The sequence below is a fragment of the Nonomuraea sp. NPDC051298 genome (assembly GCF_055586305.1).
This window is the reverse complement of the sequence record NZ_JBVJIM010000020.1, coordinates 65,691-81,374: the sequence shown is the minus strand read 5'-3', so window position 1 is coordinate 81,374 and position 15,684 is coordinate 65,691. Positions and strand designations below refer to the sequence as shown.

General features: G+C 69.3%; 13 protein-coding genes and 1 pseudogene. 3 read left to right on the top strand and 11 right to left on the bottom strand.

Going from position 1 to position 15,684, the window contains the following annotated elements:
* Positions 1-62 precede the first annotated feature (62 nt).
* The 9 genes and pseudogenes from ACZ6S0_RS39715 to ACZ6S0_RS39675 all read right to left on the bottom strand — a co-directional run bounded on the left by ACZ6S0_RS39715 (position 63) and on the right by ACZ6S0_RS39675 (position 6,918).
* Positions 63-491 (bottom strand): annotated as a pseudogene (locus ACZ6S0_RS39715) (DUF4184 family protein).
* A gap of 751 nt (positions 492-1,242) precedes the next feature.
* Positions 1,243-1,389, bottom strand: coding sequence for a hypothetical protein (locus tag ACZ6S0_RS39710; protein ID WP_465924486.1), 147 nt, complete (start codon positions 1,387-1,389; stop codon positions 1,243-1,245).
* A 42-nt stretch (positions 1,390-1,431) separates the two neighbouring features.
* Complete coding sequence (locus tag ACZ6S0_RS39705) at positions 1,432-1,779, bottom strand: hypothetical protein (RefSeq protein ID WP_465924485.1); 348 nt, start codon at positions 1,777-1,779, stop codon at positions 1,432-1,434.
* 168 nt (positions 1,780-1,947) lie between these two features.
* Positions 1,948-2,931: a hypothetical protein gene (locus ACZ6S0_RS39700; RefSeq protein ID WP_465924484.1), complete on the bottom strand. Its 984-nt coding sequence runs from the start codon at positions 2,929-2,931 to the stop codon at positions 1,948-1,950.
* Positions 2,932-3,205: 274 nt separating this feature from the next.
* Positions 3,206-4,003: a hypothetical protein gene (locus tag ACZ6S0_RS39695; RefSeq protein WP_465924483.1), complete on the bottom strand. Its 798-nt coding sequence runs from the start codon at positions 4,001-4,003 to the stop codon at positions 3,206-3,208.
* Positions 3,994-4,425 carry a hypothetical protein gene (locus tag ACZ6S0_RS39690; protein WP_465924482.1) on the bottom strand — a complete coding sequence of 144 codons (432 nt, stop codon included), beginning with the start codon at positions 4,423-4,425 and terminating at the stop codon, positions 3,994-3,996. The genes ACZ6S0_RS39695 and ACZ6S0_RS39690 overlap by 10 nt, the downstream gene beginning before the upstream one ends.
* A 680-nt stretch (positions 4,426-5,105) precedes the next feature.
* On the bottom strand, positions 5,106-5,543 hold the full coding sequence (locus ACZ6S0_RS39685) for a hypothetical protein (RefSeq protein WP_465924481.1): 438 nt from the start codon (positions 5,541-5,543) through the stop codon (positions 5,106-5,108).
* Between the two features lie 99 nt (positions 5,544-5,642).
* Positions 5,643-6,101, bottom strand: a complete 459-nt coding sequence (locus tag ACZ6S0_RS39680) for a hypothetical protein (RefSeq protein WP_465924480.1) — start codon at positions 6,099-6,101, stop codon at positions 5,643-5,645.
* A 37-nt stretch (positions 6,102-6,138) separates the two neighbouring features.
* Positions 6,139-6,918, bottom strand: coding sequence for a hypothetical protein (locus ACZ6S0_RS39675; protein ID WP_465924479.1), 780 nt, complete (start codon positions 6,916-6,918; stop codon positions 6,139-6,141).
* Positions 6,919-7,243: 325 nt separating this feature from the next.
* Between ACZ6S0_RS39675 and ACZ6S0_RS39670 the strand changes: the two genes are divergently transcribed.
* Positions 7,244-7,675, top strand: a complete 432-nt coding sequence (locus ACZ6S0_RS39670; RefSeq protein ID WP_465924478.1) for a helix-turn-helix domain-containing protein — start codon at positions 7,244-7,246, stop codon at positions 7,673-7,675.
* 247 nt (positions 7,676-7,922) lie between these two features.
* On the opposite strand, the gene ACZ6S0_RS39665 is transcribed toward ACZ6S0_RS39670, so the two are convergent.
* Positions 7,923-8,153, bottom strand: a complete 231-nt coding sequence (locus tag ACZ6S0_RS39665) for a helix-turn-helix domain-containing protein (protein ID WP_465924477.1) — start codon at positions 8,151-8,153, stop codon at positions 7,923-7,925.
* Positions 8,154-8,162: 9 nt separating this feature from the next.
* A complete protein-coding gene (locus ACZ6S0_RS39660; RefSeq protein WP_465924476.1) occupies positions 8,163-8,531 on the bottom strand; it encodes a hypothetical protein in 369 nt (122 codons plus the stop codon).
* A gap of 1,013 nt (positions 8,532-9,544) precedes the next feature.
* On the opposite strand from ACZ6S0_RS39660, the gene ACZ6S0_RS39655 reads away from it, so the two are divergent.
* Both ACZ6S0_RS39655 and ACZ6S0_RS39650 read left to right on the top strand, forming a co-directional pair.
* Positions 9,545-14,134 (top strand): SNF2-related protein, encoded by a 4,590-nt coding sequence (locus ACZ6S0_RS39655; protein ID WP_465924475.1) that lies wholly within the window; start codon positions 9,545-9,547, stop codon positions 14,132-14,134.
* Complete coding sequence (locus tag ACZ6S0_RS39650) at positions 14,131-15,360, top strand: hypothetical protein (protein ID WP_465924474.1); 1,230 nt, start codon at positions 14,131-14,133, stop codon at positions 15,358-15,360. The genes ACZ6S0_RS39655 and ACZ6S0_RS39650 overlap by 4 nt, the downstream gene beginning before the upstream one ends.
* Positions 15,361-15,684: the final 324 nt, after the last annotated feature.

Here is a 15,684-nt window from a genome sequence, read left to right as displayed (position 1 = left end):
TCGACGGCAGGGAGAAGAGCTTCCTGCCCGAGCCGATCCTGCACCGCGTCAAGGCTCCCTACTCAGTGACCCAGGACGTGGGCTATGAGCAGGCGCTCCGCGGGGCTGCGCGAGGTCGCCAGCGGTAAGGGGGGTCCGCCGGCCTGTGTAAACCCGTCCCAGAGCAGGTGCGTGGCCATCCCGGCAAGCAGCGCCGCCACCACCGCCCCGGGCGCTGGCCGCGGTGCATCGGGTAGTCGGGCGCGCAGCCCGGCGAGGGCCAGCGCGGCCAGCGGTGCCCATACCACCTGGTGGAACAGCACCAGCAGCATCGCGCCCGCTGGTACCCCCAGCAGCGGCGGCCCCCATCATGCGTGCGTGCTCGCCGACGAGAACGGCATCGGGAGGTAGTACGGCAGGTCGGACACCATCGCTCCGACCGCCAGCGCCGACGGCGGCAACCACCGGCGCACCGGCATGATCGCCGCGACATGGCTCAGCGTGAATGGCACCCTCCATTAGCGGCACTCGCCGCCCGGACGATGATCTATATTTTCCATTTGTGGCACCCGCCTGTGTCTTGCGCCCCATGCGTCGGCTCGGCCGCCGCCTCGCCGCGCGGTTGTCACCGCGGGCCAACTCGCGCATCTCCGACAGCACCTCAGGTCGGCCGCCCGCGCCGTTGGGCTGTGGCCGGGCGGTCGGGGCCCTTCGGGACAGATGAGTAGCCAGGCGGTGCAAACCCGTCATGGTCGCCATGGGCAGGAAGTTCTCGCGGGACGTTCGGATCGGTGCGCAGGCGGTCAAACCGGTCGAGCAGGATGCTGAAGGCGATCCGGTTCTCCAGCCGGGCCAGGGGCGTCCAGGCAGAAGTGGATGCCGCGGCCGAAGGCGAGGTGTCGGTTGGGGGTCGCGATCTGGGTCGAAGACGTCGGGGCCTGTGAGTTGCACGACCTTCAGAAGATCGTGCAACTGGCTGATCTGCGCGAGGTCGACGGGTGAGGCGTCGACCGGTTCGCTCGCCCAGGCCAGGGCTGCCGACACGGTGACGGTGCGCTGCCCGGCCCGATCGAGCCGATCGGCGAAGGCCATCAGCATCCGGCCCTCGCCTTTCAGCTGATAACCCAGCGAACGGCGCATGGCCAAATAGTCCTCGACACGGGCCCGCATCATCATCGGGATCACCGGCATCGTCTCGGGGACCGTCATCGAGGATCTCGACGCGGAAAGGCAAGATCCTGCGCTGGTGCTCGGCTTCCGTCCTCACCACTGCCTGCCCGCCCGCAGGGGGTACGCCTCCGACAGCGCGCGGGCGACCGTGGCCAGCCGCGGCGCCCATACACAGCCCCGCTTGTCGCTCATCAGGAGCGCCTGCTGGGGGATGTCGTCTCCACCGCGGTGGCGGATCACGTGCCACAGCCCACCGTCGCGATCTGCCGCTGCTAGGCACCGCTAGTCGTGCCCCTCGCCCGCCTCCGGGTAAGCCCACTCATGCAGCAGGCCCACGGCCAGGAACTCGTGGTCGGCCAGGTGGACGTCGAGCCGTGCCGGGTTGTCGGCCAGCAGACGCAGGTCGTGCTCGACGTCGCCGGTCGCGCCGGGTGCCCGCATGCCGGGGGCGTCGATGAACACGCTCCACTCCCACGTCCCGACAAACCGGGTGACCGCGTCCGGGCTAACAGGACTGGCGCAGATGAGCAGCAGCCTGATGGGCTCGTCGCACCAGGCGCGCTCGCTGTGGTGGCTCTGCTCGGCGGCGATCAACCGTCCGCCGAGCCTGTTTCGTTTGGTGCCATGCATGATGTCTCCTTCACAAGGGTGGGGTTCGGGCTACTGAACCCGGACGGCGTTGCCCGATTCGGGCGGAAAGCCCAGGAGGAGCGTTCGGCGTCCCGGTCGGGTGGCCGTCGGGGCGCGACGCCGAGGTGTGCTCGCGTCGGACGAGCCGGCGCGGGCGATACGGCTCCCCTACTCACTCAGCGCGAACTTCGGGATGATGATCTGCCGCCGGGCGATGGGAACGACGGATCCGAGCTCATCGCCCTCCAGCGTTACGGCGGTCCAGATCTCGCCGTCACCGGTGGGATTGTGCTGGCGACACCAGTCGAGCACGTCTCGGTCGACGTTCGGGATAGCGGCCAAGGGCAAGAGGCGCGCAGCCCCCACCTTCTCCCTTTGGCCCTTGAGGATCGTCAGAGTGAGCCTGACGGCAGGAGTGGCGATCCGGACCCCGCACACGCAGCCGAAGAGGGATTCCTGCCACAGGTCCTCATCCGGTTCGACCACCCAGTCCGCGTTTCGATCAGCCAGGACAGGCATGAAGCCTTCGGCGTCGGCGGTGTTCCCGCATCTGCAGATCAGCCGCTCACCTCGATCCAGCCGGGCCGCGCGGGGCTCCTCGGTGGCATCGTCCACACGGATCGGCGTGATCGTCTCGTACCAGATCGTCCAGTCCCACCCGGCCGGCAGATCGAACTCGGCCTGTGCGAGCGGTGCGCGGGCGCCGGTCTCCACCGTGCCCGGCGTGATGGCGACCCAGATGTCGGCTTCGCCCGGGGCCGGTGTGTGAGCGGCGATCCAGGCGATCATGATCGGCGGCAGATCCTCCATCTGGTCGGGCGTGCGAGCCCAGGTGGTGATCGTGTCGCGCTCGCCCCTCAGGACTGTGGCGACCAGATGGTGCGAGGGGCGGCAGTCGATGCGCAGGTCGCAGTAGGCGCACGCCCAGGTGCCATCCCATTCCGGGTTGGGGCCGTCGAGGAGCATGACGCCGGTGCGGCGATCGGCGGTGGCGAAGTGAACGTCGCGGCCAGGGCCGTTACCGCAGCCGCAGTAGAGCTCGTCACTGGCGAGGATGAAGACCTCACCCTTGCGCGGGCGCGTGGTGTAGGGCAGCAGAACACGACGAGGAACGAGAAAGCGGTCGTCGGTTTCGGACATGGCAGTCTTCACTGGGGCCTCCTGAGCGCGGGGATTGGAGCAAGGCGGGCTACGCGCTTGCGCGGGAATGGGTGTCGACTGATTGGTCGGTCGAGCTTGCGCCGCCGGGCTCGTGGCGGGCGTTCAGGTGAAGCGCGGCGGGGCAGGCGACAGGCCGGCGTGCCGCTGGGGCGGGCCCACTGCGGCACGCCGGATGGGGATCACGGTTGCGACTCGCTCCCGTCGACGAGTTCGACGGCGTCGGCGTCGCGGTTCTGGAGCCTGCTGGTCGGCGTCCGGGCCGTGGTCAGTACTCGTGCGAAAGCTGAGTGAGCGTGGCGGCGATGGCCTGGATGGTCGCCCTGTGTGCAGCGCTCTCGTCGTGGTCGGGCTGGAGGCCGACTTCCCTCATGGCGGCCGGCCCCATGGGGTTGTCGGCCTTGTCGACGAGGGCGGCCCTGGCGGCGGCGAAGTCGGCGAGCGGCGGCTCACCGTAGTGCCTGACGCCGTCCTGGTGGCGCCTGGTGGCGTGCAGCATCTGCTGCAGGGCCGCGGTGGCGCGGTGGACCCTCGGGTCGGCTGTCGCGGATGGTTCCGGGAGCTCGCTGAGGATGCCCGTGCCGCGTTCGTAACGGACCAGGACGTCCACCAGGTCGTTGCGCTGCAGGATGAGTTGAGTCGCCAGCACGTCGCCGGGCAGGGCGAGCGCGCGATGGTGCAGGTAGTAGACGTAGCCGATGATCAGCTCGTGCAGCGTGATCGCTGGTGCGTGATCGAAGGGGAAGCCTCGGCGGTCGCCTGCGATCGCCTGGTGGATCCACGGCATCACGGCGTTGTGGTGTGCCCACACGTGCCAGTCCACTGACGTGTTGCGCTCGCGTTGCGGGTCGAAGGGGCTTTCCCGGTCGAACAGAATCGCCTGTCCTGCGGGTGTATCGATCACCCATTCGGCACCGCCTCCCGTTACCGCCAGGACGGCCTCGCCCAGGACCTCGCGGATGGCGTTGTAAGTGGCCTCGATGAACCCGACGGTATCGGTGGGATGGTCCATGTGGCGGGGGTAGAGCTGGGGCTGGACCTTGAGGTCCGCGGCAATCAGGGGCATGACGATGTTGTCCTTTCAGTAGGGAACGCACGTGGCAGGTGTGGGGTGCTCGCCTTGGTTGACGAGAGTCGGTACGGTGCGCGGCGCTTCGGTGGATCATGGTCGGCAGCGGGGCACCAGGGCGTGAGCGCCACGGACGCGTTGCTCACGACGAATGCGCGTTGGCTGGCCTCTCGCCCCTGGCGGCCTGCTTCCGGGCCCAGGGGCAGCACGACGAGCTCTAGTTCGCTCGGGAGCGACGTGGGGATGTAGTCGGCGGGTTCCACAGTGGTGTTGGGCACGTGGGCGGCATTGCGCATCTGGTCCCGCAGAGACGACCGCCAGGCGTCGCGGGTGCTCGCATGGTTGAACGGGCCGGTGTGCAGCCCTCGGTAACCGGGGATGGTGATGGTGATGGCCAGGTGGGGAGACGTGTTGCTCATGATCAACTCCTGGTTTGTGGTGGGTGAGGTTGGTGCGCCCCGGATTTCTGGACGGCGGCGACTGCTTCCGCGCCCAGGTCTCATCGAGGCCGCGAGGGCGGGGCTACCGGGCGCGCCGCGGTAGAGTCTCCTGCCGCCGCATGCTGTCGAGGCGGGGCTCGACGTCTACCGCGAGGAGGGGCCGCGCCTCGTCCGTCTGGCTCGCGCTCTTACGCTTGTCGAGCAGGCCCAAACGGACGGTGCGTTCACCGAGACGCTACGCGGGTGTGGCCGCTCCGTGTCAGGTTCAACCTGAACAAGGTTGTCAAGTGCGGCCCACGAGCGGGAAGACGGATTGAGGGCGAAATCGTGCCATCTCGGCACATTCCTGCGCCGCCCACGCATGGTGGCCATCCCCGAAGCCCTTTGGGTCACGACATCGGTGGCAGTGGGCTGGGCGAGTCCGATGGCCATTCGTAGGTGGAGGTGGTCGGGTACCGATCGCCGTGACCGCCCCGGTTGCCCTCGGCGATCTCCTGCAGGATGAAGCGGATCCTGCTGACCAAGTTGCGATCCGCAGGACCGAAGTCAGCCGGCCACTTCTCCAAGTGGTCCAGGAGTCGTGCGCTGGTCACCTCGGCGGGGTGGCGCCGGTCTCCCTCCATCGTCTTTCCGCCTCTCCCCCGCCACCGCGGGTGGTCTTAAGCGATCTGTGCTCTGTAAGCTGCGGTGCGCATACGGTCGATCATCCACAGCGTCGGCAGGGTTGGATGGTGGATCATCAGGTGCTCCACGATCGCCGCGGCGATCTCCGGCCGAGGATCGTCCTCGATCGGGAACTTCTCGCGGCAAGTCCCCGCAACCTGGCTCGGGCAGGGCAGCCACTCCAGCACGACGGGAGTGCTGCGAGGCTCGGTCACGTGACCGCAATGACCGTTCAGGCACACGCCCGCGAGCAGTGGCGCACCGGGCAGATAGCCCTCTTCGTACACGCTTAATGCGTAGATGGAAGAGGTTGGGCCGAAGTCGTCACCGCCGCACGCCGGGCAGCGCATCCGCCCGTCCGGCAACAGCTCAGCTGCTCCGATGTGGACGGCCACCCGGGCCCGCAGGTCGTCGAGGTCGATGTCGTGGCGCAAGGGATATGGCTCCTTCTGCTCAGGAAGAAGGGAGGTGATTGCTGGAGAGTGTGGCGTGGATCGCAGCGACAAGACGCGCGTGATCAGCGATAGCAGGGCCTATCGGGTGGTTCGTGCCAGGTTAAGGAGGTCGCGACCATGCTCGCCGATCCATGCCTCGAAGCGGTGGTGGTGCGCGTTGCGGGGTGATGTGGGCCAGATGGCCCGCCAGCATAGGATTCCCTGATCGACCCAGCATTCGTGCAGGTGCTCGGCACCGTCGTGGGTGGTCCCGGGCAGAACGTGCTCGATCAGGGTCAGAGGGGAGCCGTATCTGCTGGTGAGCTCGGCCCAGATGTGCTCGGCGCCGTTGACGATGCTCAGGCCCGTGTCGGTCTCGGACACGATGGCAAGGTGGCCAGGGATGTTGCCGACGTGCAGGGCCTCCCACAGGGTGAGGTGGGCAATCCCTCGACCCATTGGCATGCTGGGCGCGCGGTACGTCCACCACGGCTGAGCGACGACGACGTCGGTGGGGCGGGGAAGCGGGCGCATTGTCATGATCTTCTCCGTGATCACGCTGGGAGGAGGCGGACGTGGTGAGCGGGGGAGATGCTTACCTGGCTCGGGCGGGTGCGCGGTCGCGCTGGCGGGCGGCGTCGCTCAGTTGTTGGGTGCGCTGCGCCCCGCGGGCGGACAAACGTACCTGGGCGGTCCCGCGCTCCTCGACCGGCTCCAGCCAGCCTCGCCGCTCCAGCAGAGCCAGCACGTGGCCGACCGCCTCGCCGCTCCAGCCCGTTGATTGGGCGAGGCTGTTGGCGTCGTGGGGGTACACCACCGTCAACAGAGACCAGGTCACGGCGCAGGTCAAAGCGTTGACGGGCACGTGGTCGATGGTGCGCACATCCGGGCGGCGCAGCAGGCGGGCGATCACTCCGCGCCGGTATCTCAGGGAGGTGTCGATCACGCGCCCGCAGCGAGTGCATCGGCAATGGCCGCTCCATTCGGTGGTGGGCGGGCAGGCCATTCCAGTGGGGGCACAGGTCGTGTAGCCCTGCTGGTAGCTGGTGTTGTGGCAGGTGCAGGTGAGCAGGCCATCTTGGTCGATGGCAGGGCGCTTGCGGTTGTGCAGCACCTCGCCGCGCAGCGCGGCGTCCAAGGTGAGCGCGCGGTGCAGGTCGTCGTCGACGATGGTCCACCACTCCCACCTGTGGTGCGGATGGGCGGTGACGATGGGCTGCAGCAGGCTGGAGTAGGTGCTCAGCACGCCGTCGCCGTCGGCCGGGGTGATCTGGGTCCCGTCGTGGTACGGGGTCAGGAGCAGCCGTGGATCATGAGAGGTGTCGGGAGGCAGTGCGGGGTGCACCAGGACCTGGGCTTGCAGAAACTCGGGCATCGGGAGCCTTTCTCTGATGGACGGAGCTGGCCTCGGTGACTGCTTCGCGTCGGGGCCGACGCGTCCGTCCGAGCGGGCTGTCGGGTATGCGGGGGTGCGCGCTAGGGAGCCGATGAGCCGCGTGTTGGGCAGGGCTTCGTGCGCAGCGCTGATCACTTCTTAGCTGTTGGGCTGGCGACCGGGTGGAGTCGGCCTCTGCCGCTATAGATCATTAATGTTCACTATAGTGAACATCATAGGGCTTCTACGGGCGGGATTTGCACTCGGATAGGGTGCGAGCGTGCCCTCACAAGTCGATTCGCCGGTCGCTGAGGTGCGGAGGCTGGTGGGTGCCCGCATCCGGTCTCTCCGCGAAGAGCGCCGTATCTCCCAGGTGGACTTGGCCTCCCGCGCGGGCATCGCTCGCCCTTTCTACAGCGGGGTGGAGACGGGCCGGCGCAATGTGTCCCTGGACAAGCTGACCGCGATTGCTCGGGCACTGGGCGTCGCCCTCGAGGAATTGTTCGTCGATCCGGCGCCGGTCATGGCATCGATGACGCAACCGTCAGGAAATGCGATCAGCCGAGACGACGGTGAGACTCTCCTTCGGACGATGATGGAGGAGCGGCGCGGCGAGCGGCTTGGCGTTCTGGACTACGGCGAGGCACACACAGTCGCCTCGCTGCTGGATGAACTTGCCGCGCGATTCGACGGCGAACCGCTTGGCCGGCTGGCACACGAGATGGCGGTCAGGCTGTACGACCGGATTGAGCTCTGAGGGCTGTTGAGCAAAAGTTGTCGCCAACCCCGCTCGGTCGGTGAGGTCAGTTAGATCCATCGGTGGCACGTCGCAGCCGTGGCAGCTGAGCGCTTGCGCGGCTACGCACCCAGGACGGGTCGCTCGGCTGATGCCCCTACGCGCGGATCCTGTGCACGGTGACCGGGGCCACGGTGCGCGTGCTCGGCCTGAAAGGTGGCCGCGAGGCGGGCCACGCCGAACTTCGTGGCCCGGCGTATCTCCTCGATCAGGTCGGCGACCTCGTCCGGGGCCCGGCTCGACGAGTGCTCTGGCGTCGATGGCGGCCTTCCAGCCCGGCGGGGCCGTCGGCCAGCCAGCGGGTGCACCACTTGGCCAGGCAGCGCCGCGAGACGCCGACTTCGGCCGCGACATGGGCGATCGGGCGGCCGGCGTCGATGCGCTCGCACAGTGGGCGGCGGCCCGAGCGGGTGAGGGGCGCGTTGGGATGTCCGGGCACCCCGGGGGCTCAATCTCTGATGAGGGCGAGAACCTGCGGACGCAGTTCGTGGAAGCCGCGCCTGCCGGTGCCCGCCGCGGCTGGCCATTCGGGATTCGTTACCTCGTTACGGCCTCGGTCGCGCAGCACTTGGGTCGTCGCATAGACCCCCGGCCTTTCTCTGAGCGCTTTCTCCAACTGGTCCAGCGCGGCGAGGTCGGTCGTGACGTAGAACGCGCGCACCTCGTAGTGGTCGGCCGCCCACGCGGCACACTTACGCCCGGTGCGGTCGCGCGGCATCACACGAACAGTCGGCGAGTAGGTCCCGTTCTGTCGAGGCAACGCGTACTCCAGTACGCGTTTCAGCTCAGATGGCAGCCCGAGTCGATACGTGGTCATGACAATCTCTCCCTGTCGCAGGGGGGCGCGAACTTGAGGTCTTGGCGGCTGCCTGCGACATGACCGGCGAGCGCGGACTCTCTGGCGCACTGCCTGGTCAGCACAGCTGTCCCATAAATAAGAATAGCGCCATCCAACGGCAATTGGCAACCATTAATATCTTAACGTAATGCGTCTTGATAGGCGCCTAGGCAATAAGTGTTTTGCGGAGAAAAAGTCACTCATACAATCCGTGAATGACTAAATTAAAGCATGCCCCGAACGCCTGGCATCCATGTCACCAACGAGGTGGAACACCACGGCTAGCGCATCAAGGTGGACAGGCGCTCGCCGATCATCATGCACGACAGAGCGTTCGGCGCCCGCAGCGGCACGGGACCATGGAGGCGTTGAGCGGCATGGCCAGCCATCGCCACCACAAGGCAGTCATCGCCGACGCCATCGACCGCCCACCGTGAGCCAGGGGGCTCGGGCTGACCGGCAGCCTCTGGCGCAGCTATCTCGCGTTCGACTCAGGCGGTGCGGGCCCGATGTTCGGTGGTCACGGCGAGGTCGCGGTGGGCCTGGCGGAACTCCCAGCTACGCGCCGTCGCTTTGAGCCGTGTGGCTCGATTCTTCCTCTTCGACGCGAACCTACGGCCCGGGTAGCGCTGCCACGTGCCCGGGTCTCCGTCGACGACGGTGCGTGCACATGCCGATGCTGGATCCATCCTCGAAGTGGAGCCGGACTGCGGCAGATGACCGGGACGAATCTCATCGACCAGTTCTTGTTTGCCGATGCGGGAGGCGACGACCGTCAGATAGCCCGCGAAGCCGTGCTCGTCCAGCGCTTGGGTGAACGGCGTGCGCTCCGGGCGTCACCTCGGTTACGGTGCTTTGAGGTGCGCCGCCCACCCGCACGAGCACGTGTGTGATCTGACCGGCGCTGCCGGACCTGGTGGTGCGCCGCCCTGGCTCGGTTGACCGTTGACGGCCTGTGCGGCCCATCCAGCTACCCGGAGGTTTCGCCAGAAGTGACGACCCGGCCCACTCCGCTGACGACCGGTGATTTCCTCAAGAAGCGCGCCCAGGACAAGGAACGCCGGGAGCTTCACGGCGGTGACGCGGCCGCGTTTCGGCGGCTGGAGGACCGGGAGTTCAGCCGCTTGTTGTCCAGGGCGTGCGCGGACGGCCTGTGGCCCGGGGTGTTCGCCGCCGAGGTCACCCGGCGGGCCGGGGCGGGCCGGTTGCGGACGCGGGACCTGCGGGCTCTGCTGCTGGACAGCACGATCGAGCACGCGCAGGTGCAGTCGGCCCGGTCGGCCGCGTGGACGGCGCTGGCCTCGGCTCCGGAGCGTGCCACCGCTGTTCTCACCTCGCAGGCCCAGGCGGTCCAGGCGGTGTTCGTGCTGCGCAAGTTGCCGGCCAGGGACGGATTGGGCCGCTTCGGGGCGCAAGCCGGGTGGCGTACGCCCGGCGGGTTCGCCCACGGCATCGCCGCCTACGCCGACCAGCGCAGGACGGCCCAGCATCGAGCCGCGGTGAGCCTGCTCGGGCATCTGTGCGCGGTTCAGCCGGTGGTTCAGGAGTCGGGCGATGGCGCGGAATGGGAACCAGTCGGAGCCGACGACACCGCATCCGTGGCGGCTTCGGCCGTGCGGCTGGTGGACGGCTTCCACGCGCAGCTGGAGCAGGCGTGCGCGCAGGCCGCCGTAGCGCCGGCCCTGGTGGCGGAAATCGCGGCCCGGGCCAGGGCTGGCCTTCTGGAGGCGCGTGATCTGTACCTGGTGCTCTTCCAGGCGCCGGCACCGCAGTGGGAACCGGCCCGCCGGGCCATGATGGACGCGATCGCCGCTGGCCGGGGGGCCGCGCCGGCGATCCTCAACCTCCACGCAACCGGTGCCGGGCAGCCCACCCCTGTCTACGCCGACACCGTCATCCCTGGAGCCACCCAGGAGGCGACGCGGTTCCAGACGCGCGTGACCTACGACCCCGGCACCGGTCTCCTGCTCGCCGACAGCGGGCCGGAGCGTTCGAAGAGGCGCTCCCGGCGCTCGGCCGCTACCGCCGTTCTGGCCCAGTTGGCCGGGCTGCCGCTGCCGGAGCCCTCGCGCGTACCAGAGCCGGGGACCTCGGTGGGGCCGCTTGCGCCCGATCAAAGTCCGATCAGCGCGTTGAACGAGCTCGCGCAGATCGAGTTGATCACCGACGTGGCCTTCGAGGTCTCGCCCGGGTTCAGCGGCAAACAGCCGCTGTTCACCTGCCAGGCCACCTGCCGCTCCAAGGGCCGGGATCTGGAGACGGCGGGCGAGGGGTTGAGCAAGGGCGCGGCCCGCGAGCAGGCGGCCCGCGCGCTGCTGGCTCGCATCGTCGCCGACGATGAGCCCCGGCCGGCCGCACCGGTCCAGGCGGTGCCCGCCATCAAGCCACTGGCTCCGGGTAAGGACCCTCTCGCCGCGCTGAACTCCTTACGGCAGACCGGCGTCATCACCGAGGTCGAGCCGGACTACTCGACCACAGGCCCGGCGAATCGGCTGAGGTTCCTGTGCACCCTGTCGTGCCGCTACCAGGACCAGACGGTTGCGGCCCAGGGACGCGCGCCGAGCAAGCGCGGCTCCTATCAGGACGCCGCGCGGGCGCTGCTCGCCCGCCTCGCGCTGATACCCGCCGGCCCTGCCGCGCAAGCCGAGGACGCAGCGCCGCAACCGGCCAAGCCCGCGTTCGCGCCGCACCATCGCACCGCGCCCGCTGCGGGAACACCCGCCCAGACGCTGCTGGCCGCGCGCCTGCTGGAGACCGTCCTTCGGGCGGGCGCCGCGGTGAGTGCGGACCTAAGCGGCAGCGCCGCCCGAATGGTGGTCTACCACCCGGACGGCAGCCCCCTGCCAGGCACGCCGGACACTGATCCGCCCGCGCCGCTGCGAGCCGAAAGCGTCGAGCTGGTGCTGCCCGGGATGGGCGTCGGGGTGCGCGCCCAAGCAGTCCCGGTGTGGCCGGTGCCGCTGAGGCTCCTGTCCGGGGTGCTGGCCCGACTGGCCGGTGACGGCCTGCACCCCAGTGCGCAGACCTGGCGAGCCGTCATCCGCCTCGGCATTACGGCCATCGCCAACGAGCGCGTGTACCCGGGCACCGACTCCACCGGCCACGACGCCTGGCACCTGGGGCCCCTCACCTCAGGGCAGCAGGCCACCGCCGCCGAGCTCGCTGAGGCGATGCCCCCATACGCGCACTGCGTCCCGGCCGCCCGCAACCCCTACCGCTTGTGGGCGCCGCACATCGTGGTGCGTCGCGTCCTGGACGCTCTGGCCGACGCGGTCGTGCGCGGCCCGGGAACCGCGCACGCGCTCGGCTCAGCCCCCTACACAGCCCCCTCCCGGCGCCCGCAGAGCCCGGACCTGGTGGCGTGGACGGACCAGATCAACACGATCCTCGACCCCCGCCCGCCGCTCGGCCTGGTCGTGACGATCAAGCCGCCACCCGCCAACAGCCCCGGCGACACCGAGTTGCTGTGGGCGGTGCTGCGGATCAAGACCGCCTCGCCCGGCGGCCAGTTCCGGCTCGTCGACGCCGCCGAGTACCTACCCGAGCACGGCGCCGACCCGCGCGAGCTGGAGCGGGTCCGCCGGTCTCTGCGCGCCGCCGCCCGCCTGTGGCCGCCGCTGCAGCGGCTCCTGGAGTCCGACCGCCCGGCCAGGTTCACGGTGCGCGCCTCCGAAGCCGCGCTGCTGCTCGGCGAGATGGGCCAGGACCTGGCCCGGTCCGGCATCGAGATCACCTGGCCCGAGCAGTGGGCCCGCGCCCTGGGCGTGCGGGCGCTGATCGGCACCCGCTCCACCCCCGGCACCCGCGAGCCCGCCTTCGGCCTGGACAACGTCCTGGACTTCCGATGGCAGTTGACCGTCGACGGTGACGGCCTGACGGAGGCCGAGACGGACGCCCTCGCCACCGCCGGCCGCGCTCTTGTCCACCTGCGAGGCCGCTGGCTGCTGGTCACCGCGCAAACCGCCCGCCGCGCAGCGGACCGCGACCTTGGCACGCTGTCCGCGGCCCAGGCGCTGACCGCAGCCTTGGCCGGCAGCCTCACCATCGACGGCGACCTGGTGGCCTGCGAGCCGACCGACGCGCTGGCCGACCTGGTGGAGTTCCTGCGCGTCGGCACCCACCAGCCCATTCCCTCGCCCGCCGCGCTGAAGGCGACGCTACGCGATTACCAGAGCCGGGGACTGACCTGGCTTGCCAACCTTACCCGCCTCGGCTTCGGCGCCTGCCTGGCCGACGACATGGGCACCGGCAAGACCATCACCGCCATCGCTCTGCACCTGCACCGCCGCGAGCAGGCCGAACGCGCCGCACCGACTCTGATCATCTGCCCGGCATCCATGCTCGCCACCTGGGAACGCGAGTTCGCCCGCTTCGCCCCGGCCACCCCCACCCGCCGCTACCACGGCGAAGGCCGCGCCCTCGACGGCCTGAGCGCTGACGAGGTCGTCATCACCACCTACGGCACCCTGCGACGCGACGCCGACACCCTTGCCGCGCTGCCGTACGACCTCATCATCGCCGACGAAGCACAGCAGGCCAAGAACCACCGCTCGCTGACCGCCCAGCAACTACGCCAGCTGACCACCAAGGCCCGTGTCGCGCTGACCGGCACTCCCGTCGAGAACGACGTCATGGAGGCATGGTCGGTGCTGGACTGGACGAACCCCGGCCTGTTCGGTACCCACCGCACCTTCAAAGACGGCTACGCCCGCCCCATCGAGCAAGACCCCGAAGGCGAAGCCGCCCGTCGCCTGGCCCGCGTCTTCGCCCCCTTCATGCTCCGGCGCCGCAAGAGCGACCCGCACATCCTCAAGGAACTGCCCGCGAAGGTCACCACCCGCCGCCACGTGGCCCTCACCGGCGAGCAGGTCGCCCTTTACGAGGCGGTAGCAGGCGACACCATGGAACAGATCTGCGCTGCCAAGCCCGGCGAGCGCCGCGCCCTGGTCCTCACCCTGCTCACGCGACTGCGCCAGATCTGCAACACCCCCGCCCACTACCTGCGCGAGACTCCGGACCCGCATCACTACGACCCGGACGCCGAGCGGCGGCGCTCGGGCAAGCTCACCGCGCTCGACGAGCTTCTCGCTCAGACCACCCCGGCGGGCGAGTCGGCGCTGGTGTTCACCAACTACACGGTCATGGGCCGGCTGCTGGTGACCCACCTGCGCGCCCAGGGCATCGAGCCGTCGTTCCTGCACGGCCAGATCCCGCCCGGGCAGGCCCGCCAGGACCTCGTCGACGCCTTCCAGGCCCGCCGCAACCCGGTCATGATCCTCACAGTGAAGGCGGGCGGCACCGGTCTGACCCTGACCCAAGCCAGCCACGTCATCATGTTTGATCGGCCCTTGAACCCCGCCGTGGAGTCCCAGGCCATCGACCGCGCCCACCGCATCGGTCAAGCTCGCACCCTGAACGTTCACCTGATGCAGACCGAGTTGACGATCGAGGACCGCATCGACGCCCTCCTGGAACGCAAGCGCGCCTTGGCCGACGCCGTCCTGGCCAGCGGAGAGACCGCGCTCGCCGACCTGTCGGACACCGAACTCGCCGAACTCATCGCCCTGGGAGCGCGTCGATGACCGACACCACCTCACCGTGGGCCCTGGCCTGGGAGATGGCCCACAAGCAGGCCACCGGCAGCCCCGCCACCCTCCTTGCGGGCTACAACATCTACCTCGCCGGCGGCGTCCCCACCGGCCTGGACTCCCAGCCCGGGCAGATCAGTGCCGTCATCACCCCCCGCCACGGCGAACCCGCCCGCGCCACCATCCGCATCGCCCCGCTCAGCCGACAGGAACAGCAGGCACTCGCCGCAGCCCTGACCCGCAGCCGCCATAAGGACGCTGTGTTGAAGGGCCAACTACCTGCCGCACTCGCCGACCCCGCCCACACCGGCGACGTTCCCATCGCCCCCGGCGCCGCCCAGGTGACTTTCGCCTGCGACTGCCAGCAAGCACCGTGCCGGCACACCGCCGCCCTCGGACACGCCGTCGCCCAGCGCCTGCGAGCGAATCCCTCCCTGATGACGACCCTGCGGGGCCTTCCCCACCGTCACCTGACCAGCCTCCTTCAGGCGCCGGACCCCGCCGCCGCGGCAGCGCCCGAAAAGCACGACCGCCCCCGCACACCGTCACGCCCGGCAGGGTCCTACATCGCCGCCCACCAGGCCTACCAAAACTGGGACAACGGCACACTGTCCGTTCTCTCGCGCGAGGCCGCCGTCGGCGGTGACGCGTCCACGGCGAGCTTCGCGGGGATGGAGCTGCCCGAGCCACCGGCACCCGCGCCCTCGCTGCAGATGCTTCGCCACCTCGCGTCCGAAGCCGCCCGCCAGGCCCAAAAGCTCCTGGCCGAGGGGACCCTGCTCGAGACGGACCCGGTCGCCGACGCGGTGCGCCTGACCGCGTCCCTGCCGTCCGGGGCGGATGCCGAGATCGTGGCCCACCGGCTCGACATGGAGCCGCAGGCGTTCCGCCGGCTCCTGAAAGCCTTTGCGCTGGCCGGCGCGCCCGGCGTCCGCGCTGCCCTCCACTTCTTCCCAGATGACCCCCAGGTCCTCCAGCAGGCCGCCGCGGCCATTAATCCGCTGCGTCCGGACTCGACCGTTCCGCTGACCAGCGCCGACAACCGCGTCACCGACTCCACCGCCGACATTGAGATCCGTCACGGACATGACGGCAGGTGGTACCCCTTCGCCGCCGCCGGCCATGACTGGCAGCTCATCGCCCTTCCCAGCGACGACCCGGACGGCGCTTACCGGAACGCGCTCACCGCCCTCCACGCCCGCGCCCGCTCAGGACGATGAAGCCGCCAACTGGTTGGGAAACGTCAACCCCCGGCGATCCGGAGCGAGAAGCCGGCTGGCCGTGACTGGCCCGACAAGATTCCTGACAACAGCCATGACTTATTGTCAGAAGAGTTTGTCATGTGGAATTCTGGGCCAACAGCACCATTTGCGGCACTTGCCCCCTTGGACGTGTGACGCAATCTGCGCAGGTTCAGGCAGAACTCAGCCGTGCGCCCCGGCTGACTGCGATTGCGGCCGGGCAGCGGACCGGCGCCGACGGGGATGAGACGCTGCCGCACCTGCAGCAGCCAACCCCACGCCCCACCTCGAAGACGAACTCAC